We start from the raw sequence: 22,562 nt of genomic DNA on the forward strand, positions 1-22,562 counted from the left end.
CCATCGTGGCACGCGGTAGTAGGGTCCGTCGGGTGGCGCGGGTGACTGGCATCGGCGGGGTTTTCCTGCGTTCCCGAGATCCCGTGCGCCTGGCCGCCTGGTACCGCGACAACCTCGGCGTGCCGATGAGCGAAAAGGGCACCGTCACCTTCCACTGGCTCGACACGGCGACGACGGATCATCCCGGCACGACGACCATGGCGTTGTTCGCTCAGGACACCGAGTACATCGGCGAGCCGCACCAGCGCACCATGCTGAACCTGCGCGTGGACGACCTGGTGTCGTTGATGGCGAAGCTCAAGGCGCGTGGGGTCGAGGTGCTGCCGGAGACCGAGGACTCCGAGTTCGGGCGGTTCGGGTGGTGCGTCGATCCGGAGGGGAACCGGATCGAGCTCTGGGAGCCCGCAGAAGGCATGTGAGTCCGCGGCGATCGGGCTACATCAGCTCCAGCACGAACGCGAGCTCCTGCGCCGCGTACCAGGCCAGTTCGTGATCCTCCGCGCTACCCAGCGCGAACTCGGCATCCGGGTCACCCAGATCGGCCGCGTCCACAACGTCAGCGGCCGCACGCACGTCGGCCTCGGCCTCAGCCGTGTCGAGATGCACGGACGCGACGTCCTTCAACGTGAAGGAGCCGGCGACCTTCACCACCGAGTAGTCGAGGTCCGGACGCAGCGTCACGTCGTCCATGTCCACCGCGAGCACGGCTCGGCGCGGCTCGGCCTTCTCGTCGCCCGCCAGCAGCCGCAACGACGCGCGGGCGGCGTCCAGCATCGCGGCGTACTCCAGCTCTTCCGTGTCGCCCGCCGCGTAGGACTCGCGCAGTGCGGGAGTCAGTGCGAAAGCGGTGCCGCCGATCGGGGTCAGTTCGCCGCTGTCGACGAACGTGCGCAGCATCGACACCGTGGCCGGGATGTAGACCCTCATGCGCTCGCCGTCCCCATCAGTTCCTCCACCGACTCCTCGACCATGCTCGCGAGTACGTCCACATCGGACATGGCGTCGCGGTCGCCGTTCAGCCCGAAGTAAACACCGCCGTCGTACGACGTCACCCCGATGGCCAGCGCCTGGTTCTTGGCGAGCGGCACGACCGGGAAGATCTCGGTCATTCTCGCGCCCGCGGCGTACAGGGGCACCTGCGGGCCGGGAACATTTGTGACGATCAGGTTGAACAACCGGCGCGAGAACGACGACGCGGCCCGTGCGCCCAGCGCGTGCAGCGTCGGCGGGGCGAAGCCGGAGACCTTCACCAGGGCGTCGGCGGCGACGGACTGGCCTGATTCCTTGTGCGCGCGCATCGCGTGGCTCACGTGGTGCAGGCGCACGACCGGGTTCGGCTCGCCGACCGGCAGGTCGACGAGGTACGCGCTCACGTTGTTGCCCGAGTCCGGATCGGCCTCGCGCACGGACAGCGGCGCCATCGCGCGGATCGTGGTGCTGCCGGTGACGTTCTCGCCGCGGCTGAGCAGCCAGTTGCGCAGCGCGCCCGACAGCGCCGCGAGCACCACGTCGTTGACCGTGCCGCCGTGGGTCTTGCGGATGGCGCGCAGGTCGTCGAGCTGGGCGCGCGCTACGGCGAACCGGCGCTGGGGCGAGGTGATGCGGACGTTCAGCGGGGTTCCGGGCGCCGGGGTGGCCGCCGTCCTGACCGCGGACGCGAGGACGCCGAACGCGTTGAAGACCTTCTCGACGGTCGCGACGGTGTCGAGCGCGGCGCTGCGGACGTTCTCGACGAGCTCGCTGGGGCGCTGCACGATGTCCGTCACCGCGTCGGCCACCAGCTGCAACGAGCCGGGTTCCGGCTGGGGCATCCAGAGGTTCTCGACGTTCGTGCGGGGCGACGGCGACACGTCCAGCATGACCTGGCCGATCTCCAGCGACGCGATGCCGTCGATCATGGCCTGGTGGGTCTTGGTGATGACCGCGGTCTGGTTCTTCGCGAGGCCCTCGACCAGGTAGGTCTCCCACAACGGGCGGGAGTGGTCGAGCGGGCGCGACATCAGGCGCGCGACCAGGTCGTGCAGCTGCGCGTCGTTGCCCGGCTTGGGGAGGGCCGACCGGCGCACGTGGTAGGTGACGTCGAAGTCCGGGTCGTCCACCCAGACCGGGCGGGCGATGCGTCCAGGGACGTGCACGACCTTCTGCCGGTAGCGCGGCACGAGGCTCAGCCGCTGCTCGATGAGGTCGACGAGCTTGTCGTAGTCGAAACCCGCCTTGGGCCGCCGGAACACCGCCACGCCACCGACGTGCATCGGCGTCGTGGAGTCCTCCAGGTACAGGAACGAGGCGTCCAGCGCTGACAGTCGGTCCGGCATGCAGCCCAGCCTAGTGGCGTTCGCGGTCCATCAACTTCTCAAGTGCGGCGCGCTCGGCCGGGTCGCGGTCGTGGCGTTCGAGCCGGATGCGCGCGGCCTCCGGAATCGCCTCGATCGCCTTCGGGTCGACGTTGGCCATGAACGACCTGAGGAACCGCCACCGCGTGAGCTTCTTGACCGGCGCGAGGCGGGCAACGGCCAGTGATACCCAGCTCAACGCGACGTCGAGCCGGCGGTCGCCCTTCGTGGCACACGCCCAGTCGAGCACCACGGGGCCCTCTGGGCCCATGACGACGTTGCCGGGGTGCAGGTCGAGGTGCAGGAGGTCGCCCTCGCCGCTGAGGAAGTCGGGGGCCGCGACGGCGTCGAGCCGGTGGTGCAGCTCCGCCAGGTCCCGGCCGAGACTGCCGGCGAGCCACGGCCTGCGGCCGATCTCCTCGGACATCCGCGGGCCGGGCACGTACTGCATGACGAGCTCGTCCGCGGTCGCGTCGTGCACGCGCGGCACCGGGATGCCGTGGCCGCTCAGGTACAACATCATCTCGGCCTCGCACCGCAGGTCACGGCCGGTGCGAGTGCGCTTGACCAGCAAGCCGTCGGACCGGAGGAACACATCCGAGTCCTGGCCGCTCGCGAGATGTTGACGTTGCGCGACGCTGCGCATACCTGCCGTCATGTGACGATCATCATCAATATGATCCGAAGCACAAGGGCCGAACGGCTCTAGTGGAGCTCTTCACCCGTTTGAGCCGGCCGTGCTCGCCTCTGTCACGCTTCTTCCCGTGGAGATCTCGCCCAAGGACCGCTTCGTCACCGTTTACGGCCGCAAGCCCGTGCTGGAAGCACTGGACGACCCCGGGCTGTCGGTGGACAAGGTGGTGCTCGCCGACACGGCCCGCGGCCCGGCCGCGCGCGAGATCATCGATGCGGCCCGTTCCCGTGGCGTCGAGGTGCAGCGGGCGACCGCGCAGCGCGTGAAGGTGCTGGCCGGCAACGGCAAGCAGGACCAGGGCGTGCTCGCCGACGTGGTGGCGCCCCGCATGAAGCCGCTCGCGCTGGCACTCGAGGAAGGCTCGCTGCGGTCGGTTCTGGTGCTCGACGGCATCACCACGCCCGCGAACGTCGGCATGATCCTGCGCACCGCGACCGCCGCGGGCATCGACGGCATCGTGGTGCCACGCCGTGGCGTCGCGTCGATCGACCCGCTCGTGGTGAAGGCCTCCGCCGGGGTGGCTTTCCGAGCGCCTGTGCTGCGCTGCGGCACCGCGGCGGAGGCCTCGGCATTGTTGCGCGCATCCGGCTATCCGCTTTACGCGTTGGATTCCCACGCATCCGACACGATTTATTCCGCCACTTTCGGAAAACGCGCCGCCTTCGTCCTCGGCAGCGAAACGTCCGGAATCACCGACGACGTGCGGCCACACATCACGTCGTGGCTGTCGATTCCGATGGCGGCGAGCGTGGAATCGCTCAACGTGGCTTCAGCAGCGGCCGTGCTCTGCTTCGAACTCGTGCGCCGCGCCCAGCCCTAGCGTCACTGCCCCAGCCACTGGACGTGGTAGTCCTCGACCCACACGGGGCCGAGCAGGGCGTCGCAGTCGGCGAACGACGGCTTGCCGTAGACCCGCCCGATGCTGCCGTAGTCGTTCCAGCTGGCCAGTGGCGTGCGGCAATGGGCGACCGCGCGGAAGTTGTCCGACCGGCCGTCGCCGCAGAAGACCTCGACGCTGCGACCGTCCCCCAGGTACTCCTCGAAGCAACCGCGCTCCTGCGCCTGCGCGGGTGAGGCAATTGCCGTGGCTGCGATGGCGATAGCAACACAAGCGACAATTCTTCGCATTTTCTCCCCTATGCATTCGACTGCTGGCAAAATTGACGGTAGTGCGCAGCCGAATAATGAGCAATTACGCAGCGGGGTGAACTCTCAATCGCGGAGAGCTATCGCTAGCAGGATTTCCAGCTCCTCGAGGGTGGACCGTGTCGACCGATGGTGGACGCCGACCATGCCTGCTTCCGCCGCACCTCGCACGTTCACCGCGAGGTCGTCGACGAAGACGCACTCCGACGGTTCGAGGTTCAGCTTCTTCGCGGTGAGCAGGTAGATGTCGATCTCCGGCTTCGCCAGGCCGACCTCGCCGGAGATGATCGTGGCGTCGAACAGGCCGTGCCAGGCGGAGGGCGGCTGCCACCAGCCGTCCGCGTTGGACAGCAGGGCGGTCTTCAGGCCGCGCTCGCGGGCCTTCCTGAGGGCGGTGAGCAGCGGCGGTTCGGCGGCGTTGTCCTCGCCGGGATCGGTGAGAACGCCGCCGTAGTCGAGCACCAGGGCTTTGAGCACCTGGTGGACGGTACCCACTTTCGGGTGGACCGTGCCCTGAACCGGCCGGTGGGTCGCCTGGTTCGGCATGCCCCCAGTTGTTCGCCGCCTGCCCGTCTACGAACCGCCGGCCGGCCTGGACCTCATCCCGCGGCCGAGACCTCGGCCGCGATGGTCACCAACGCCGGAGCCGTCGCCACCGTCGCTGGAGGCCTCACGGCTGGTCGCAGCGGTGCTGGAGGTGCTGGACGGGCGCCGATCAGGGCGGTTGCTGCGGGACATCGCCTCACCCGCACTCGCGACCAAGCTGGCCGGGCTGGTGCGGCTGCGGACCACCCGGATGGTCCGGGCGCCTCGGGTCTGCCACCCGTCGCCGCTCGTGGCCGAGATCTCGGCCGTCGTGCGCCGCGAGGAACGGGTGCTGGCGGTCGCCGCCAGAGCAGAACACCAGGCCGGCCGCTGGCACTTCACCACGTTCGCGGTACTGGAATGAACGCTTGAACTGCCATGAGGGTGACCTTCATGGACCTGAGGTCCATGAAGGTCACCCTCATGGCAAAACGGGAAGCGCGGTCAGCGCTTCTTGCGCTGGTTCTTGGCCTGCTGACGGGCCGCCTCACGGCGCTCCCTGCGGGTGCCGCCCTGCTGGCCGCCGTCGGCCTCGCCGTGCTGGTCGACACCGCCGTCCTCGGCCGGACCGCTGTAGGTCAGGTGCTGCTCACCGGGGCCACCGAGACCCTTGCCGCGCAGGGCGGGCGGGATGGCGTTGCCGCCGGCCAGCTGGGCCATCGCCGGACCGGCGGGGGCCTGCTCCTGCTGCACCCGCTGCTGCTCGGCGGCGGCAGCCGCACGGGCACGGGCCCGCGAGCCGCTCTGGGTCTGCTGGAGGGCCTGCGGCGCCGCGCTCAGCGAGACGGGCACCTGGGGCTCGGCGGGCTCCGGTTCGGCAGCCTCCACCTGGAGGTTGAACAGGAAGCCGACGATCTCCTCCTTCAACGCGTCCAGCATCGCGCCGAACATGTCGAAGCCCTCGCGCTGGTACTCGATGAGGGGATCGCGCTGCGCCATGGCGCGCAGGCCGATGCCCTCCTTCAAGTAGTCCATTTCGTACAGGTGCTCGCGCCACTTGCGGTCCAGCACGGACAGCAGGACACGACGCTCCAGCTCGCGCATCGCACCTTCGCCGACGCGGCCGTCGATCTCGGCCTCGCGGTTGCGGTAGGCCTGCCGCGCGTCCTCGACGAGCGTCTCGCGCAGGTACTCGCGGGTGACGTCCTCATCGGACTCCAGCAGCTCGTCCGCGGAGAGGCTGACCGGGTAGAGCGTCTTCAGCGCGGTCCAGAGCTTCTCGAAGTCCCAGTCCTCGGCGTAGCCGTCGGCGGTGGCGCCGTTGACGTACTCCTCGACGACGCTCTCGATCATGTGCTCGACCTGTTCCTTCAGGTCTTCGCCCGCGAGCACGCGGTGGCGCTCGGCGTAGATCACCGTGCGCTGACGGTTCATGACCTCGTCGTACTTGAGGACGTTCTTGCGGATCTCGAAGTTCTGCTGCTCGACCTGGGTCTGCGCGCTGCGGATCGCGCGGGTGACCATCTTGTGCTCGATCGGCACGTCGTCCGGCACGTTCAGGCGCGTCATGACCATCTCGACCATCGACGCGTTGAAGCGGCGCATCAGCTCGTCCTGCAGCGACAGGTAGAAGCGCGACTCACCGGGGTCGCCCTGACGGCCGGTACGACCGCGGAGCTGGTTGTCGATGCGGCGCGACTCGTGGCGCTCGGTGCCCAGCACGTAGAGGCCACCGGCCTCGCGGACCTCGTCGGCCTCGGCCTTGCCCTGGATCGTCAGTTCCTCGACGACCTTCGCCCACGCGGCCTCGTACTCGTCCGGCGTGGTCACCGGGTCGAGGCCGCGGTCGCGCAGCTCGTGGTCGGCGATGATGTCCGGGTTGCCGCCCAGCACGATGTCCGTACCGCGACCGGCCATGTTCGTGGCGACCGTGACGGCGCCCTTGCGGCCGGCCTTCGCGATGATCAGCGCCTCGCGGTCGTGGTGCTTCGCGTTCAGCACCTCGTGCGGGATGCCCTTGCGCACCAGCAGCTTCGACAGGTACTCGGAGCGCTCGACGCTCGTCGTGCCGATCAGGACCGGCTGGCCCTTCTCGTGCCGCTCGACGATGTCCTCGGCGACGGCCTCGAACTTCGCCTCCTCGCTCTTGTAGACGAGGTCGGGCTGGTCGGTGCGCTGCGGCGGCCGGTTCGTCGGGATCGACACGACGCCCAGCTTGTAGGTCTGGTGGAACTCGGCCGCCTCGGTCTCGGCGGTACCGGTCATGCCGCCGAGCTTGTCGTAGAGGCGGAAGTAGTTCTGGAGGGTGATCGTGGCGAGAGTCTGGTTCTCCGCCTTGATCTCCACGCCTTCCTTGGCCTCGATGGCCTGGTGCATGCCCTCGTTGTAGCGACGGCCGGCGAGCACGCGGCCCGTGAACTCGTCGACGATCATGACTTCACCGTTGCGGACGATGTAGTCCTTGTCCTTGGAGTAGAGCTCCTTGGCCTTGAGGGCGTTGTTCAGGTAGCCCACCAGCGGCGTGTTCGCGGCCTCGTACAGGTTCTCGATGCCGAGCTGGTCCTCGATGAACGCGACACCCTGCTCGGACACACCGACGGTGCGCTTGCGCTCGTCGACCTCGTAGTGGACGTCGCGCTTCATCAGCGGCGACATGCGCGCGAACTCGACGTACCACCGCGCGCTCTGCTCGGCCGGACCGGAAATGATCAACGGCGTGCGGGCCTCGTCGATGAGGATCGAGTCGACCTCGTCGACGATCGCGTAGTAGTGGCCGCGCTGCACGCACTCGTCCAGGCTCCACGCCATGTTGTCGCGCAGGTAGTCGAAGCCGAACTCGTTGTTCGTGCCGTACGTGATGTCCGAGTTGTAGGCGACGCGACGCTGGTCCGGCGTCATCTCGGAGAGGATCGCGCCGACCGTCAGGCCCAGGAAGCGGTGGACACGACCCATCCAGTCCGCGTCGCGCTTGGCCAGGTAGTCGTTCGTGGTGATGACGTGCACGCCCTGCCCGGCGATGGCGTTGAGGTAGACCGGCATGACCGAGGTCAGCGTCTTGCCCTCACCGGTGCGCATCTCGGAGATCTGCCCGAGGTGCAGCGCGGCGCCGCCCATCATCTGCACGTCGTAGGGGCGCTGGCCCAGCGTCCGCTTCGCGGCCTCACGGGCCACGGCGAACGCCTCTGGCAGCAGCTCGTCCAGCGACTCGCCCTCGGCGTGGCGCTTCTTGAACTCCTCCGTCTTGGCGCGCAGCTCTGCGTCGGAAAGGTCGACCACCTCGTCTTCGAGCTGGTTGATGTGTGCTGCGATGTTGCGGAGGCGCTTGAGCATCTTGCCCTCGCCGGCGCGGAGCAGTCGGGACAGCACCATCTGGATAGACCTCATCACCTGTATCGCGGCGCGCCCACGTCGGACGCCTTTCCCCTGCCCATCGTAGGCAAGTCGCCAAGATGTGCGCACAGACACAGGCGGATTGGTGCCCCCGACCTGGTATACGCAGGTCAGGCGCCCATTCTGCGATCATGCGCAGTCCGCCCGGCGCCGGTGCCCCCACTTCGGCTACTGGAGTGGTGAACGCATGAGGACCGCGTAAAGGTTCCTGGTCCGGCCAACTTCACCTTGACGGTCAACACACAGACGCCGAACGGGGTACGCGGGTGGGCCGGTCAGAACGCACGCCACCGCCCTCACACGCGAGGGGTGTGAGGGCGGCGGCGGTCGAAGGTGCTGGGTTCGGAAGTCAGGCCAGCCTGATCACGCCGTAGTCGAATCCCTTCCGGCGATAGACGACGCTCGGGCGCCCGTTGTCAGTGTCGGCGAACAGGTAGAAGTCGTGTCCGACCAGTTCCATCTCGTAGAGGGCCTGGTCGACGGTCATCGGTTTGGCGGCGTGCTCCTTTTCGCGTACGACGCGTCCGGGCAACTTGTCATCGAGGCCGTCGTCCCAACGCTGCGCGGGCACTTCCGCCATGCCCTCGTAGTCGGCCTCGGGTGCGTCGAGCACCGCGGTCTTCGCGCGGCGCGACGTCATGCTTTCGCCGGCGGAGGGGATCTCTCCCAGTCCGCTTGTCGCTTCCGCCACCGAGATCGGGGCCCGCGCCCCGTGGTGGACTCGCCTGCGGTCGTGCGACCGACGCAGACGGTTCTCGAGCTTCGCGACCGCAGAATCGAGCGCGGCGTAGAAGTCACCCGCGCAGGCTTCGGAACGGACCACAGGTCCACGTCCCTTGCCGGTGATTTCGACCCGCTGGCAGTTCTTCGACTGGCGGCGGTTCGGCTCGTGGAAAAGCTCCACGTCGAAGCGGATGACCTTGCGGTCGTAGCGCTCAAGCCGGGCCAGCTTTTCGGCGACGTGCACCCTGTAGTGATCGGGCACCTCGACGTTGCGGCCCTTAACGACGATGTCCATACACGACCTCCCTCGCTTTGCTGCGAGCTATGGCTGGACTGCATTCAGAGCGCCGTGGCGATCTTGGATCGCAGATGTGTCGCAGAGGGTCGTCTCCCTCAGCTCTCACGGCGCCAGGATCATGGGCTGTTCGCCTCCTCCCCGCGGGCCGGGAACGCTGATAGCGGTGCACGTTAGCTTGGGATTCACCGTCGCGTAAGCCCCCTTGCCGGGGGAACGCGCAGATTTTTTGGTGACTACGCAGCGCGACGACGGAGCGCCACACCTCGTGTCCCGAGCGTGCCACGAACAGTGCTCACCGGCATCTCGCTCACCCGTACGGCCCAGCCCCGGACCGGCACTCGACGGCAGTCCCACTGCGTCGAACGGGTCCAGTCGTGGCCTCATACCCAGCCAACGGGCGACCCGCGCGTCATGTTCCCGAAACCCGGAAGAGATCGATCCTGATCCGCCAACTGAGACCGATCATCACTTCTTCCCGCCGGACTGATCCGTTTCGATGCCCGATCACGACCCAGTCACGCCTGGCTGAACGGGGGATTTCGCCCAATGGCGGACAAGACCGTTGATCACCCCCGTCGCCGCAAACCCATGCATTCCAAGGAATAAGTGCTGGTCGTGGCCGCATGTGAATAGTCGTTAACTCCGAGCGGCCCGGATGGCCGCCTGCCCGCCTGTACCCCGTCACCTCGCCGCTTATGCCTGGCGGACGCCTGGGTGCGTTGGCCGTACGGGCAACGTGTGGACGCCTCAGTTCAGAAACATCCGGTCAACAGAGGTTGGGACAAACGGGTCGAAACGAGTTACCGGATCTTGGGACGTGGTCACCGAAGCCACCGCGACCTGGCGATACGAGTCCATCCTGGACCCAACGGTGATCGACAACGAATCCCGAACTTCACCCTTGTGGGCGGTGCCAAAAGTCCCCTCGACCGCAATTTTCTGTCGGACCCCGCCGTCATGCTGGCTCCATGACAGCACTCGACCTGCTCCTGCCGTCCTCTTGCGCCGGCTGCGGCCGCCGCGGCACCGCCTGCTGCGCCACGTGTCTCGCCGGTTTCGGGCCACCCACCCAAATCCAGGTTCCCGGCGTGGGGCCGCCGGTGTGGGCGCTGGCCGCCTATCACGGCGCCGCAAGGGAACTCGTGCTCGCCTTCAAGGAACGCGGCGCACGGCCGCTGGTGGCGTGGTTCGGCGCCCTCGTCGCGGCGGCCTTGGTCGCGGTGGGCCCGCCGCCGTGGACGCTCGTCCCGGCGCCGTCCCGGCGTAGCGCCGCCCGTGACCGCGGTGGCGACCACATGCTGAGAATCGCTCGGGCGGTGCATGTTGCCGCGGTGGCTCCGGTGCTGGGGCTCGCGGCTGGGGTGCGGGACTCCGTGGGGCTTGGGGCTGGGGCTCGGCGGCGGAATCTGGAGGGCCGGGTTGTGGTTGGTGGTCGGCCGCCTCCTGGGACCGTGGTGCTGCTCGATGACGTGGTCACCACGGGGGCTACTGCGGCTGCTTGTGTCAGGGCGTTGCGGGGGTGCGGGGTGCGGACGCATGCCGTGCTTGTGTTGACGTCTGCACGGCTTCGGCAATCCGGGTAGGGCGCGGCAGTCCGGGTAGGGCGAGGCAGCGTGCGTGAGAGCGCTGCAGGGGTCCGGGGTGCGCACGCACGCCGTGCTCGTACTGACGTCGGCCCGGCCGCGGCAGTCCGGGCAGGCACGCGGCCGCGTGCGTCAAAGCGCTGCCGGGTCCGGGGTGCGCACGCCGTCCTCGCGCCGACCTCCTCGCGCCCCGCCAGTCCGATCAGGTCACCCACGATCGGCCCGACAAGAGCCCCGGCCTCAGCCCGGGTAGAACACCGACGCCCCCGCCGAAACCCGGATCGCGCTCGACTTCCACACATCGGTGATGTCCGAAGCGGACCACAACCCGGACGGGTCGATCACCTGCACCTGACGCGCGGGAGCCGCCGCCACCGCGCCCACCGGCACGGTCAGGTTCGACTGGCTGTACCGGTCGATTTTGGACCCGTCGGTGTAGACCTTGCTGACCGGCCACGAAGGAAGGGAGGACGAGACGACCAGCACGTCCTGAGAAAGCCAGTCGACCGACTGCACGGCCGAACCCAGCGTCGCGGGCTGTACCGGCCGGGGTGATCGCAGCGCGACGTCCTGGTTGTTGCGCACCACCGAGGCGACGAAGAGCTTGCCGGCGATGACCAGTGCGGCGCGCGTGCCGTCGCGGGACAGCCGCAGTTCGCTGATCGCGCCGAACGGTGCGAGGTCGGTGATGTTGACGCCCTTGGCCGTCCAGGCGCCGTTGTCGGAGCGGGTGACGCGGGTGACCGAGGTGCCGTCGACCGCGGTCCACACCTCGTTGCCCGGTTCCTTGGGGCCGCTCGACACCAGCCACGTCGGTCTGCTCAGGGTCGTCGCGCGCAGGTCCACTTCGGACAGGTCCTGCTCGAGCTCGCCGACCCGCAGTCGCATCGAGCCGGACTGCCGGGACACCACGGCCAGGCGCGAGCCGTCGAGGGACTGCGCCGCGCTCACCGCGCCGTACGTGCCGGCGCCCGCGGGTCCCTTGATCGCGTTGCCGTCGGTGAGCGAGCGGAGCGCGCCGTCCACCGTGAGCATGCCCGGGAGGTTCGAGTTCGGTGCCAGCAACGCTTCTCCGGCGGTCGCCGACACGTCGGACGGCCGGTAGTCGCGCTGGTCCGGCAGGATCTGCTGGCCGTCGATCAGCACCCGCACGCGGGAGGAGGTGACGCCGGAGAACGACTTCACCACCTGCGCGACGATCTGCTTGCTCTTCTCGGGGGTCAGGTCCTTGCCGATCTTGGTGAGGTTGACCTCCAGCGCGCCGTCGTCGGACTCCTTCGTCTCCGAGAAGACGTCGGTGTCCGGGCCGAGCGAGCTGACCAGCGTGTCGCGCAGCGCGTCGCCGGGGCCCTTGATCAGCAGCTCGGTGACGCGGCTGGGAATGCTCGTCGCGGGCGGCACGACCACGAACCGCGGATCCGGCACCAGCACGGTGAACTCGGGGTTGTAGAAGTAGAGCGTGACGCGGCGGTAGTTCGTGTTGAACAGGCTCAGCGGCATGAACACGCCCGGCGGGGGCTCGGCGATGCGCCACTGGTTGTCGCTGTTGAGCTCGAGCTTCACCGGCATCTGGAAGTCGCCGAGCTGAGGCACGAACGCGTTGTCGTTGCCCAGGCGACCGACGTACTTCCCCTGCAGCAGAACGGTTTGGGCCTTCTCTTGCGGCGCCTGCGAGGTCGGCACGGCCGCGAAGACCGTTTCGATGATCGTGGGGTTCTTGGTGTCCCACCGCTTGTCGGCGTCCTGCGTGAGGAACGCGCGGGCCGCCGCGTAGTTGCCGTCCGGGTTCGACGTCGCGTCCACGAAGTCGCGCACGAGCGTGAACGGGTCGATGCCTCGCCGCGGTTCCGGCGCGACGGCCGTGTTGGAGACCTTGCTGTCCTTGGAACCGATCGGCTTCGGCTGCGTGTTCGTCGGGATCGCCGCGCACCCGCTCAGGGTCACGAGAACCAGCACCAACAACGCCAGCCGTTTCACCGCACTTCCTCCGAAACCTCGTCCGCTGCCTTGTCCGCGGGAGTCGCGTCGACCGGCTCTGCCGGTTGCCAGGTGATCTCCTCCGGGGTCAGCTCGACCTCGGCCGGCTCCTCCGCCACGACGGGTTCTTCCACCACCGCAACGGGTTCGAGCTCGATCGCGGGCGCGAGCGGCAGCGGGCTCTCCCGCACGTCCTCGCCGTGGCGGCGCGGCAACGTCAGCCGGAACACGGCGCCGTGGCCGGGTTCGCCCCACGCCTCCAGCCAGCCGCCGTGCAGGCGCGCGTCCTCCAGCGAGATCGAGAGGCCCAGGCCGGTGCCGCCGGTGCGGCGGTTGCGCGACGGGTCGGCTCGCCAGAACCGGCTGAACACCAGCTCGGCTTCACCTTGGCGCAGACCGACTCCGTGGTCCCGCACGGTGATCGCGACGGCGTCGGCGTTGCCGCGCATGGCGAGCTCGACCGGCTGGCCCTCGCCGTGGTCGATGGCGTTCGCCAGCAGGTTGCGCAGAATCCGTTCCACGCGGCGGGAATCCAGCTCCGCGATGAGCTCGTCGTCCGGCAGGTCCAGCACCACCGGTGAACCGGCGGTCGTCGAGATCGCGCGCACCGAGTCGTGCGCACGACGCGCCAGCACCCGCATGTCGACCTGCTCGGCGGTCAGCTCCTCCACACCGGCGTCCAGGCGGGAGATCTCCAGCAGGTCGCCCAGCAGCGACTCGAACCTGTCGAGCTCGTCGACCAGCAGCTCGGTGGAGCGGGCGAGGCCGGCGGGGAACTGCTCGCGCGAGGCGTGCAGGACGTCCGCGGCCATGCGCACAGTCGTGAGGGGCGTACGCAGCTCGTGCGAGACGTCCGAGGTGAACCGGCGTTGCAGCTGGCCGAACTCCTCCAGCTGCTTGAACTGGGCCTGGATCGACTCGGCCATCTCGTTGAACGACTCGGCCAGGCGTGCCACGTCGTCTTCACCGACGACGTGCATGCGTTCGTGCAAAGTGCCGTCCGCGAACCGTTCCGCGACCTCGGCCGCCTGCCGCACCGGCCGCACGACCTGGCGCGTCACCAGGTTCGCGATCAGCGCGAGAAGGATCAGCAGCACGATGCCACCGACCACCAGCGTCGACTGCACGACCTCCGCGGTGCGCTGCTCCGAGGTCAGCGGGAAGATCAGGTACAGCTGCATGGAGCGGGACGACGTGCTCATCGGCAGGCCGACGACGAACAGCGTGGTCTGCGTCTTCCCCCGCTGCACGGTGTGGATCTGGGTGCCGTCGCGGCCGTCCTCGACCATCTGACGCAGGCCGCGCGGCACGTCGTCGAGCGGGCCGACGAAGGGCACCCGCCCGGACCCGAGCCCGTCCGCCAACACAGGTTCGAACGCGCCAGCGCCCGCCGTCGTGGCGTCTGTACCGACGCCACCGACCGCGAGCTTGTTGATGGCACTGGTGAACCGCGTCTGCACGCTGTCCGGGCCGGGGTTCAGCCCGATCAGGTCGGACTGGATGAGACTGCGCGACGCGTTCGCCTGCCGCACCGCCGCCTGCTCCTTGGTGTCCAGCAGCTGGTTGGTGATCTGCATCTGCAGCACCATGCCCAGCACGAACACCACGGCGGACGACAACGCGAGCGTGGACACCACGACGCGCAACTGCAGCGAACGACGCCACAGGTCACCAAACGCGGCCCACCGCTTACGCGCTTCCTCGATGAGGATCTGCGCCTTCGCGACGACCGGTCGAACGAACTTCATACGCCACCTGTCACGGAGGGCCGGCCTTGTACCCGACGCCGCGAACAGTCAACACCACCTCGGGGTGCTCCGGGTCCCGTTCGACCTTGGAACGCAGCCGCTGCACGTGGACGTTCACCAGGCGCGTGTCGGCGGCGTGGCGGTAACCCCACACCTGCTCGAGCAGCACCTCGCGGGTGAACACCTGGCGCGGCTTGCGGGCCAGTGCGACGAGGAGGTCGAACTCCAGCGGCGTGAGCTGGATCGGCCTGCCCTCGCGCAGCACCTCGTGGCCGGGGACGTCGATGGTGAGGTCACCGATCTGCAGCACCTCGGACGGCTCGGCCTCCGTGCGGCGCAGGCGCGCCCGGATGCGGGCCACCAGCTCCTTCGGCTTGAACGGCTTCACCACGTAGTCATCCGCGCCGGACTCGAGGCCCAGCACCACGTCGACCGTGTCGCTCTTCGCGGTGAGCATCACGATCGGCACGCCCGACTCGGACCTGATCGCCTTGCAGACGTCGATGCCGTTCATGCCCGGCAACATCAGGTCGAGCAGCACGAGGTCGGGCTTGAGCTCGCGCAGCGCGGGCAGGGCACGGGCACCGTCGGCGACCACCGCGGTGTCGAAGCCCTCCCCGCGCAACACGATCGTCAGCATCTCCGCCAGGGCGGGGTCGTCATCGACGACGAGCACGCGTGCCTTCATACCCAACATCGTCGCACTGCCGGTTGCACGTTCGCGCACCGCCCACGTTCCGTTGCCGCTGGTGGCGGTGTGCGCTCGTTCGGTAACCGACCGGAACTGTCGTTCCACGTACCCCACCTCGCCCGATTTCGCCTGTTCGTCGCGGGAGTATCCGCGCGACGCTCACCTTTTGTTACCTGGTGACGCCGGTGAGTTCAGGCCGTGCGGATGGCCGAGGCCAGCCAGATGCGCGCATCACCCACCTTTCGCGGATCGGTGATGGCCGGTACCGCGCGGTCGTGCTGCGCGGCGAGGTCGACCTGATGCGTCACGGTGGCGAGCCAGCCGTAGCCGCTCAACCACTCGATCGGGTCCTCCACGTCGGACAACCAGCGGGCGTCCATCGTGTCGAACCGCTCGTGCACGGCTTTCATCTGCGGCAACTCGCGGAAGGCGAGGTTGACGTGCTCGAGCGCGAGCGTGCTGCCACGGGCGGACAGCGCGCTCACCAGGTACATGATCTGCTCGCCCGCGTCCGGCGGCAGAAACATGAAGAGGCCCTCCAGCAGCCATGCCGTGGGCCTCTTCGGGTCGAAACCAGCGTGGATCAACGCTGTCGCCCAGTCCTCACGCAAGTCGCAGGGGACGACGACTCGTTCGCATGAAGGCCGGGCGCGTTGATCGTGCAGAGCGTCTTCCTTGAACTCGATCAACTCGGGTAAGTCGAGCTCGAAGACTGTTGTGCCGGGAGGCCACATCAGCCGGAACGCTCTTGTGTCGAGGCCCGCCGCCATGATCACGACCTGGGGCTGGGCCGAGCTGAGGAGCTGGTCGTCGAAGTAACGGGTGCGCAGGACGAAGTGCTCGCCCGCGAGGGTGCGGACGCCGTCGAGGTCCCTCGCGGAGCCGGCGGCCTCCACGAGTCGAGCGGCCAGTGGATCGTCGAAGAGGCGGTGGAGATGACGTTGCTCGTTTGCGCGGGCGGCAGCGATCAGGACCGCCGTACGGGCGACACCGACCGGGGGGCGCTGCAGAACACGCTTCAAATTGTGATCTCCTATACACTCACAGTGACGTGCCGGATACACGATCGTGTCAACGGGTACGCACGTGAGCGACCACTCAAGGAGTGAAGAGTGGTCCCAATAGCGAATGAAAGTTCACGTTTGACCGCCCGTCGACCACTTGCCACGGCGCGAGCCAGCCGATCTTCGCCAATCCGTCGTAAACGACGCCGCACCTGGCCTGCAGCCCGCCATCGGATTCATAAATGTCACGGGCCCGCGAGTCGTCGTCCTGCTCGCGCTTCGCCGCCCTCTCGGCCGCGACCTCCACGGGCACGCGCAGCAGCAGGTGAAGATCAGGAACGGGCAGCCCGAAGCGGTCGATCTCGAGCTCGCGCACCCACCGGACGAACTCCCCGTTCTCGTCCTGGTGCAGACGCGCCGCGCTGTAGGCGGCACTGGACGCCACATAACGATCAAGCAGCACCACGTCGTGCTCTTCGAGGTCCTTGCGGATCTCGTCGGCCGCGCCGCGCCGGTCCAGCGCGTAGAGAACGGCCATGCCGTAGACGGAGTCGCTGAGGTCGCCGACCTTGCCGTAGAGGGCGTCGCGGACCAGGTCCGCGTGCACGCTCTGCCCGTAACGCGGGAAGGCGTGGCTGGTCACGGTCCTGCCCTGCGCCTCGATCGCCTCCGTCAGTCCGTTGGCGAGAGTGCGCTTACCGGCCCCGTCCAGGCCTTCGATCACGACGAGCTTTCCCACGCGCGAACCCTAACCGCAGCCGCCCCCGCCACTCACACGGCCGCCACGCGTCCCCCACACGGGCGAAATCCGATCTTTCGATCACCAGAACGAGTGACTACGGTGAACAGTCACACGGCGCGTGTGAAGGGTAGGTGCCGCGGTGGCCGCGGATTCCGGGCACGCCGGGTCGGTCGACGAGCCGATCGGCCACCCGACCGGGGGTCTACCGACCCCTCTCGCCGAGACGCTGCGCTACGGGCCGTTCCATCGCGCACTGCGCGAGGCGATCGCCCACCGGGGCCTCTCGCTCGCACGGCTGCGCGCCCACCTCGAACAACTCGGCGTCCAGGTAGGCCAGTCCACGCTGTCGTACTGGCAACGCGGCCTGCGCCACCCTGAAGTACCCCGCGCTATCGGCACGGTGCGCGCGCTGGAGTCCGTGCTGCGCCTACCGCCGTCGTCCCTGTTGGACCTGATCGGACCGCGCAACGCCAACACCTACGCCGCGCGCCCCGTCGCGACCTGGCCGGAGCCCGCGCCGCTGCTGGCCTCGTTCGACTCGGTGCCGGAGGCCGCGCGCGGCAACGCCGACCTCGAAGTGCTGTCCGTGCACGACACCGTGCAGCTGGGCATGCACCGCGAGCAGCGCTCGATCACCACCCGCCTGGTCGTGCGGGCGGTGCGTCAGGGCCCGGACCGGTACCTGGCGGTGCACCGCGGCGACGACGGCTCGTTGATCGAGAACGCGATGGTGAGAGCCGGCGAAGGATGCCGGCAGGGGCGTCTGCGCCGGGAAAGCGCTTCCCGCAACCTGGCGGTGGAGATGCTGTTCGACCGGCGGCTCGCGGCCGGTGAGGAACACGTCTTCAGCTTCACGATCGTGGACGACACCGGCAGCGCGACTCCTGGGCACCACCGGACGTTCCGCGACGTCTGCGGCTCGTACCTCGTGCAGCTCTCGTTCCACCGGCGGGCGATGCCGGCGCGCTGCATGAAGCAGTTCCGCGCCTCGGCGGATGCCACGCCGGTCGACGTCGAGGAGCTGGTGTGCGGGCTCGGCGGCGTCGTCAGCGCGTACTTCGGCGATGTCGGGCCAGGAATTGCCGGCATCGCCGTCGAATGGAGTTAGGCCCGGGGTCTGGGGTGTCCCCAGAGGACACTCCGAGCGACGTGGTCCGCGCATTCCGCGGACACACGTCCCCGAGCGAGGGCGAGGAAAGCGAGAGCGCTAATTTCCGAGGTTGTTAGAAGGAAGCACTCTCATAGCCTCGCTGGGCTCACGCTAGCAGCGTTGCGCCTTCGGGTTCCAGCAGTTTCGCGAGCTGGTCGACCGTGACCACGTCACGACCCTCCGGCCGCTCCAAGGCGATGTGCAGCTCCGGACCGTCCACAGTGGCCTTGCGACGGATCAGCTCCGCGAGCCTTTCGACGGTGAAGTACTTGCGGCGCAACACTCCCCCGGTGATGAGCCGGACGAGGTCGCGGTTGTCCTCGACCTGGTTCGCCCACGGCGTGCCGCGCAGGTACAGGTGCAGCCAAGTCCCGACCCACCCGTCGTCGGTCCGCTCAAAGATGATGGGCACAGCGACGTTGCCGTAGCCGCGCAAGGGAATGCGCGCCTGCACGGTGCTCGGCTCGTACGGCATGCCCTTGTGGGCGAGGTCCCGCGTCATGAAGCCGAACATCGACTCGGCGACCTCGGCGAAGGTCTCCCCCGCGAAGTGGTTCACCTGCGGCACGACGTACCTGGTCCGCACCGCGTCCCTCGGCACGTCGATGAACTCCGTGGCCCCAGCGGGCGCGTCGGTGAGATCGCCCGAGTAGTAGGCACCGTCGTCGCTGAGGTTCGTCCACGACACGTGCCCGACGTGCTCGAGCTTGTCGTTGAGCAGCACCGCCGACAGGTCGTAGTCCGTGCGCTCCTCGTGCTGACGCCAGTACGTGAACAGCCGCAACAGCTCACCGTCCAGCCTCACCTTCGAGCCGCGCGGCCACACACCGAAACCGTCCTCGGAGGTGTTGCCGGACAACGGGACCACGACGTCGAGCGCTCCGGGATCGACGGTCAGCCGTGACACCGCGGGCAGCCTGCGAACAAGCTCGTCCTCCAGCGCCGCCGTGACGGCCTCCACCGCGGCCGCGTCGAGCGGTGGCCGCGTGTCGTCAGCGATCCACGCGCGGCGCGACCGGTTGGCGAAGACCCTTGCGACGTCGGGCTTTCCCCGGTTCTCCAGGTGTTCCAGCACCGAGCACAGCACGCGGCCGGACACCTCGGGTGCGGCCTTGCGCACGGCCTCGACGATGACCGGCACGTCGTCCTCACCGCCGTGCCGGAGCAGCCGGTCGAGCTGACGCAACAACATGCCGGGCGCGGCGCTGAGGATCTCGACGGCCCTGCGGATGTCGTTGTCCTGGAACGCCATCTCCGTCCGACCGGCGAAGGACCGCGCGGCCTTGTCACCACGCGCCACCGCGAACACGTCCTGCGCGTGCGGCCACTGGTCGTGCTCGTGCGGGTGCAGGCGCTCACCGAGCCGCTTCCACGCCTCCCTGCGCTGCCCGACATCGCCGAGCTTGCCGGGATTCCGCGCGACGACCTCGTCGAGCGCGGCCAGCAGGATGCGCCGCTCCGGACGCCGGAACGACCGGAAGCGGGTCGGTTCGAGCAGCGTCACGTCGCCGCCGGAAGCCTGACAGACCAGGCGAAGCACGTCGGTGACGGTGTCGACGGCGACCGGCGCACGACCGGCACCGAGACGAGCGGCGTTGATCACCGCGCGGTTCTCCCGCAGCGTGATGGTGTCCGGCACCTCGGTGATCAACTCGGCGAGCTCGATGAACAGCGCCAGATCAGCCTCACCGAGCACGGTCGGACTCGCGGCCAGATCGCGGTAGACGCGGCGGGTCTCCTCTTCGAGCGTGCCGCCGAGGTGCAGGACGGTGAGCTTGTCCTTGATCGACGGGATCAGCTCGTCATGCGCCTCGAGCAGCTCCTCGTACGTGTGCCGGCGGGTGCCGTACATCGGCATCGCCAACAGGTTGAAGAAGCCGTTGACGCGCAGGCGTTCCGCCGGCACCTGCTTCGCCAGCGCGTCACGCAGGCACTCCGACCAGAACTCCGCGGTGTCCGGAACGTCGTGCGGGAAAGTCATGAAGTACGGGCTGTGCTGAACGTCGTCGCCCACGAGGCCGCGAACGGCGTCCACGATCGACTTCGTGTACGCGGTGGGCCGCGCGAAGCCCGCAACGTGCTCGAGCAACTCCTTCGAAGCCTTGAACCCCACCTTGAGCAGCGTGGCGTCCAGCTGCATCGCGGCGGCGCGGCCATCACCGGCGGCTCCACTCGACGTGGGCACGCGCAAGGTTCTACGGATGACGGTCGTGAGCACGAGGTAAGTCAACCTCGCACGTCAACCGAGTTCCGCGAGCTTCTCCAGCACCGTTTCGCACTGCTTGCGGTCGAACGTGTACGGCCCGAACCCGCTGTAGTCGCGCTCGCGGCGGCGCGGGTGCCGGAACTGGCGTCGATCAACGGCACGACCGCGTCCTCGCCCCAGACCTCGTGCCTTCCGTCGTAAAGCCGAACTCGTTCACCGCCTCAGCGCAGGTCCGCCCGTTTGGGCACGCTGTTGTTTTTTCTCCATCACCTGAGTTGCGTCCGGTTCGGGAGCGCTACACCTCGCGCAAAGCAGCGGCACGCCCTCAGCTGAGCTCGGTAGGCAGCGGCAGCCCCAGCACCCCGAGGAACCGAGCCGTCTTCACCTCGACGAACACCTCGGCATCATCGATCTCGACGTCCTCCGACTCGTCCCACTCGATGTCCGGCTCCTCGTCCGCGGCGAGATACCCGGCCAACTCCTCCTGCTTGGCCGCACACTCCGCAGCAGAGGCGGACCGCTGTGACGCCCACCACGCCGCCAGCCCAGCAGCCTCGACCGAGACATCAGTGGGATCCGAGGCGCTCTCGTTCTCGAAGTAGGTACGCGGCGTCAGCCCGAGGTAAGCGACACCGGTTCCAGGCCCGTGCGGCGCGTAGACGACCGACGTGATGTCGCTGTCGTGGATGTCGATCCACAGCCACGGCTCCACCAGCGGCGGCAGCTCGCCCTCGGACAGGGTCGTCCAAGAGCCGTTCTCGTAGGCATACGTGCCGAAGAATCCCACGACGGACATGAAACAGGGGTCTCCCGCATCGTGCACGGGAGACCCCTGTCAAAAGCAGAACTCAGTACCGGTAGTGGTCCGCCTTGAACGGGCCTTCGACGTCCACGTCGATGTACTCGGCCTGCTCCTTGGTGAGCTTGGTCAGCTCGCCGCCGAGCGCCTCGAGGTGGATGCGCGCGACCTTCTCGTCCAGCACCTTGGGCAGGCGGTAGACCTCGTTGTCGTACTCCTTGAACTTGGTGAACAGCTCGATCTGAGCGATCACCTGGTTCGAGAAGGAGTTCGACATGACGAACGACGGGTGGCCGGTGGCGTTGCCCAGGTTCATCAGGCGGCCCTCGGACAGCACGATGATCGTGCGGCCCGACGGGAAGACCCACTCGTCCACCTGCGGCTTGATGTTGTTCTTGCGGATGCCGGGGTAGCGCTGCAGGCCCGCCATGTCCAGCTCGTTGTCGAAGTGGCCGACGTTGCCCAGGATCGCCTGGTGCTTCATCTGCGCCATGTGCTCGACGGTGACGACGTCCTTGTTGCCGGTCGTCGTGATGACGATGTCGGCGATCGGGAGGACGGTCTCCAGGCGAGCGACCTGGTAGCCGTCCATGGCCGCCTGGAGTGCGCAGATCGGGTCGATCTCGGTGACGATCACGCGAGCGCCCTGGCCGCGCAGTGACTCGGCCGAGCCCTTGCCGACGTCGCCGTAGCCGCAGACGACCGCGACCTTGCCGCCCATCAGGACGTCGGTGCCGCGGTTGATGCCGTCGATCAGCGAGTGGCGGATGCCGTAGCGGTTGTCGAACTTCGACTTCGTCACGGCGTCGTTGACGTTGATCGCGGGGAACAGCAGCTCACCGGAGGCAGCCAGCTGGTACAGGCGCATGACGCCCGTCGTGGTCTCCTCGGTGACGCCGCGGATGCTCTCGGCGATGTTCGTCCACTTCTTGCCGTCCGCCGCGAGCGAGTTGCGCAGCGTCGCGAGGACGATCTGCCACTCTTCCGGGTCATCTTCCTCGGTGTTCGGGACGACGCCGGCCGCCTCGTACTGGACGCCCTTGTGGACGAGCAGCGTCGCGTCGCCGCCGTCGTCCAGGATCATGTTCGGGCCCTTGCCGTCGGGCCAGGTGAGCATCTGCTCGGCGGTCCACCAGTACTCCGGCAGCGTCTCGCCCTTCCAGGCGAAACAGGGGATGCCCTTGGGCTCCTCCTCCGTGCCGTACGGGCCGACGACGACAGCGGCGGCCGCGTGGTCCTGGGTCGAGAAGATGTTGCAGGAGGCCCAGCGCACCTCGGCGCCCAGGTCGACCAGCGTCTCGATGAGGACGGCGGTCTGGATCGTCATGTGCAGCGAGCCCGAGATACGCGCACCCTTGAGCGGGTACACCCCGGAGTATTCGCGGCGGAACGCCATCAGGCCGGGCATTTCGTGCTCGGCGAGGCGGATCTCCTTGCGACCGAACTCGTGGAGCGACAGGTCGGCCACTGCGAAGTCGATGCCGTTGCGGGTCTGCAACCGGTCCGCGGTCATTGAGAAGTCCTCCAGGGCACTTCAGAGAGGGTGTCGTCCG

General features: G+C 68.2%; 20 protein-coding genes. 5 read left to right on the forward strand and 15 right to left on the reverse strand.

Going from position 1 to position 22,562, the window contains the following annotated elements:
* Nucleotides 1–32 precede the first annotated feature (32 nt).
* Nucleotides 33–419: a VOC family protein gene (locus ACIA8G_RS16895; RefSeq protein ID WP_396419397.1), complete on the forward strand. Its 387-nt coding sequence runs from the start codon at nt 33–35 to the stop codon at nt 417–419.
* Nucleotides 420–435: 16 nt separating this feature from the next.
* Here the strand turns inward: ACIA8G_RS16895 and ACIA8G_RS16900 are convergent, their stop codons facing one another.
* The 3 genes from ACIA8G_RS16900 to ACIA8G_RS16910 are packed head-to-tail and all read right to left on the reverse strand — an operon-like array spanning nt 436 to nt 2,991.
* Nucleotides 436–927, reverse strand: a complete 492-nt coding sequence (locus ACIA8G_RS16900) for a DUF6912 family protein (RefSeq protein WP_396419398.1) — start codon at nt 925–927, stop codon at nt 436–438.
* Nucleotides 924–2,315 (reverse strand): wax ester/triacylglycerol synthase family O-acyltransferase, encoded by a 1,392-nt coding sequence (locus ACIA8G_RS16905; RefSeq protein ID WP_396419399.1) that lies wholly within the window; start codon nt 2,313–2,315, stop codon nt 924–926. The genes ACIA8G_RS16900 and ACIA8G_RS16905 overlap by 4 nt, the downstream gene beginning before the upstream one ends.
* A gap of 10 nt (nt 2,316–2,325) precedes the next feature.
* Nucleotides 2,326–2,991, reverse strand: coding sequence for a phosphotransferase (locus ACIA8G_RS16910; RefSeq protein ID WP_396419400.1), 666 nt, complete (start codon nt 2,989–2,991; stop codon nt 2,326–2,328).
* 106 nt (nt 2,992–3,097) lie between these two features.
* On the opposite strand from ACIA8G_RS16910, the gene ACIA8G_RS16915 reads away from it, so the two are divergent.
* A complete protein-coding gene (locus ACIA8G_RS16915) occupies nt 3,098–3,847 on the forward strand; it encodes a TrmH family RNA methyltransferase (RefSeq protein WP_396419401.1) in 750 nt (249 codons plus the stop codon).
* Nucleotides 3,848–3,849: 2 nt separating this feature from the next.
* On the opposite strand, the gene ACIA8G_RS16920 is transcribed toward ACIA8G_RS16915, so the two are convergent.
* Nucleotides 3,850–4,155 carry a hypothetical protein gene (locus ACIA8G_RS16920; RefSeq protein WP_396419402.1) on the reverse strand — a complete coding sequence of 102 codons (306 nt, stop codon included), beginning with the start codon at nt 4,153–4,155 and terminating at the stop codon, nt 3,850–3,852.
* 84 nt (nt 4,156–4,239) lie between these two features.
* Nucleotides 4,240–4,650, reverse strand: a complete 411-nt coding sequence (locus ACIA8G_RS16925; RefSeq protein ID WP_396419403.1) for an HAD-IA family hydrolase — start codon at nt 4,648–4,650, stop codon at nt 4,240–4,242.
* Between the two features lie 67 nt (nt 4,651–4,717).
* Here ACIA8G_RS16925 and ACIA8G_RS16930 point away from each other — a divergent pair, with 67 nt between their 5' ends.
* Entirely contained in the window at nt 4,718–5,122 is a 405-nt protein-coding gene (locus tag ACIA8G_RS16930; RefSeq protein WP_396419404.1) for an Rv3235 family protein, read from the forward strand.
* Between the two features lie 80 nt (nt 5,123–5,202).
* Here the strand turns inward: ACIA8G_RS16930 and secA are convergent, their stop codons facing one another.
* Both secA and hpf read right to left on the reverse strand, forming a co-directional pair.
* Nucleotides 5,203–8,067, reverse strand: coding sequence for a preprotein translocase subunit SecA (gene secA / locus ACIA8G_RS16935; RefSeq protein ID WP_396419405.1), 2,865 nt, complete (start codon nt 8,065–8,067; stop codon nt 5,203–5,205).
* Between the two features lie 370 nt (nt 8,068–8,437).
* Entirely contained in the window at nt 8,438–9,106 is a 669-nt protein-coding gene (gene hpf, locus ACIA8G_RS16940) for a ribosome hibernation-promoting factor, HPF/YfiA family (RefSeq protein ID WP_396419406.1), read from the reverse strand.
* Nucleotides 9,107–10,077: 971 nt separating this feature from the next.
* On the opposite strand from hpf, the gene ACIA8G_RS16945 reads away from it, so the two are divergent.
* Nucleotides 10,078–10,692 carry a ComF family protein gene (locus ACIA8G_RS16945; RefSeq protein WP_396419407.1) on the forward strand — a complete coding sequence of 205 codons (615 nt, stop codon included), beginning with the start codon at nt 10,078–10,080 and terminating at the stop codon, nt 10,690–10,692.
* A gap of 240 nt (nt 10,693–10,932) precedes the next feature.
* Here ACIA8G_RS16945 and ACIA8G_RS16950 read toward each other — a convergent pair whose 3' ends face one another.
* The 5 genes from ACIA8G_RS16950 to ACIA8G_RS16970 form a co-directional block, all read right to left on the reverse strand.
* Nucleotides 10,933–12,669, reverse strand: a complete 1,737-nt coding sequence (locus ACIA8G_RS16950) for an LpqB family beta-propeller domain-containing protein (protein WP_396419408.1) — start codon at nt 12,667–12,669, stop codon at nt 10,933–10,935.
* On the reverse strand, nt 12,666–14,417 hold the full coding sequence (gene mtrB / locus ACIA8G_RS16955) for an MtrAB system histidine kinase MtrB (protein WP_396419409.1): 1,752 nt from the start codon (nt 14,415–14,417) through the stop codon (nt 12,666–12,668). Before mtrB ends, ACIA8G_RS16950 begins: the two co-directional genes overlap by 4 nt.
* A 10-nt stretch (nt 14,418–14,427) precedes the next feature.
* Nucleotides 14,428–15,105, reverse strand: a complete 678-nt coding sequence (mtrA, locus tag ACIA8G_RS16960) for an MtrAB system response regulator MtrA (RefSeq protein WP_030471262.1) — start codon at nt 15,103–15,105, stop codon at nt 14,428–14,430.
* Nucleotides 15,106–15,299: 194 nt separating this feature from the next.
* A complete protein-coding gene (locus tag ACIA8G_RS16965; protein ID WP_396419410.1) occupies nt 15,300–16,130 on the reverse strand; it encodes an SAM-dependent methyltransferase in 831 nt (276 codons plus the stop codon).
* 76 nt (nt 16,131–16,206) lie between these two features.
* Nucleotides 16,207–16,851 carry a dTMP kinase gene (locus tag ACIA8G_RS16970; protein WP_396419411.1) on the reverse strand — a complete coding sequence of 215 codons (645 nt, stop codon included), beginning with the start codon at nt 16,849–16,851 and terminating at the stop codon, nt 16,207–16,209.
* 142 nt (nt 16,852–16,993) lie between these two features.
* Here ACIA8G_RS16970 and ACIA8G_RS16975 point away from each other — a divergent pair, with 142 nt between their 5' ends.
* A complete protein-coding gene (locus ACIA8G_RS16975) occupies nt 16,994–17,962 on the forward strand; it encodes a hypothetical protein (protein WP_396419412.1) in 969 nt (322 codons plus the stop codon).
* Between the two features lie 148 nt (nt 17,963–18,110).
* On the opposite strand, the gene ACIA8G_RS16980 is transcribed toward ACIA8G_RS16975, so the two are convergent.
* The 3 genes from ACIA8G_RS16980 to ahcY form a co-directional block, all read right to left on the reverse strand.
* Entirely contained in the window at nt 18,111–20,189 is a 2,079-nt protein-coding gene (locus tag ACIA8G_RS16980; RefSeq protein ID WP_396419413.1) for a hypothetical protein, read from the reverse strand.
* 346 nt (nt 20,190–20,535) lie between these two features.
* Nucleotides 20,536–21,006 (reverse strand): hypothetical protein, encoded by a 471-nt coding sequence (locus ACIA8G_RS16985; protein WP_396419414.1) that lies wholly within the window; start codon nt 21,004–21,006, stop codon nt 20,536–20,538.
* Between the two features lie 52 nt (nt 21,007–21,058).
* A complete protein-coding gene (ahcY, locus tag ACIA8G_RS16990) occupies nt 21,059–22,522 on the reverse strand; it encodes an adenosylhomocysteinase (RefSeq protein WP_396419415.1) in 1,464 nt (487 codons plus the stop codon).
* Between the last annotated feature and the right edge of the window lie 40 nt (nt 22,523–22,562).

This window comes from Lentzea sp. NPDC051213 (assembly GCF_044455585.1).
Classification (GTDB): domain Bacteria; phylum Actinomycetota; class Actinomycetes; order Mycobacteriales; family Pseudonocardiaceae; genus Lentzea.

Coding starts and splice junctions, on each gene's coding strand:
- ACIA8G_RS16900 (WP_396419398.1), bottom strand. CDS start 927: ATGAGGGTCTACATCCCGGCCACGGTGTCGATGCTGCGCACGTTCGTC.
- ACIA8G_RS16905 (WP_396419399.1), bottom strand. CDS start 2,315: ATGCCGGACCGACTGTCAGCGCTGGACGCCTCGTTCCTGTACCTGGAG.
- ACIA8G_RS16910 (WP_396419400.1), bottom strand. CDS start 2,991: ATGACGGCAGGTATGCGCAGCGTCGCGCAACGTCAACATCTCGCGAGC.
- ACIA8G_RS16920 (WP_396419402.1), bottom strand. CDS start 4,155: ATGCGAAGAATTGTCGCTTGTGTTGCTATCGCCATCGCAGCCACGGCA.
- ACIA8G_RS16930 (WP_396419404.1), top strand. CDS start 4,718: ATGCCCCCAGTTGTTCGCCGCCTGCCCGTCTACGAACCGCCGGCCGGC.
- secA (WP_396419405.1), bottom strand. CDS start 8,067: ATGGTGCTGTCCCGACTGCTCCGCGCCGGCGAGGGCAAGATGCTCAAG.
- hpf (WP_396419406.1), bottom strand. CDS start 9,106: ATGGACATCGTCGTTAAGGGCCGCAACGTCGAGGTGCCCGATCACTAC.
- ACIA8G_RS16945 (WP_396419407.1), top strand. CDS start 10,078: ATGACAGCACTCGACCTGCTCCTGCCGTCCTCTTGCGCCGGCTGCGGC.
- mtrB (WP_396419409.1), bottom strand. CDS start 14,417: ATGAAGTTCGTTCGACCGGTCGTCGCGAAGGCGCAGATCCTCATCGAG.
- mtrA (WP_030471262.1), bottom strand. CDS start 15,105: ATGAAGGCACGCGTGCTCGTCGTCGATGACGACCCCGCCCTGGCGGAG.
- ACIA8G_RS16985 (WP_396419414.1), bottom strand. CDS start 21,006: ATGTCCGTCGTGGGATTCTTCGGCACGTATGCCTACGAGAACGGCTCT.
- ahcY (WP_396419415.1), bottom strand. CDS start 22,522: ATGACCGCGGACCGGTTGCAGACCCGCAACGGCATCGACTTCGCAGTG.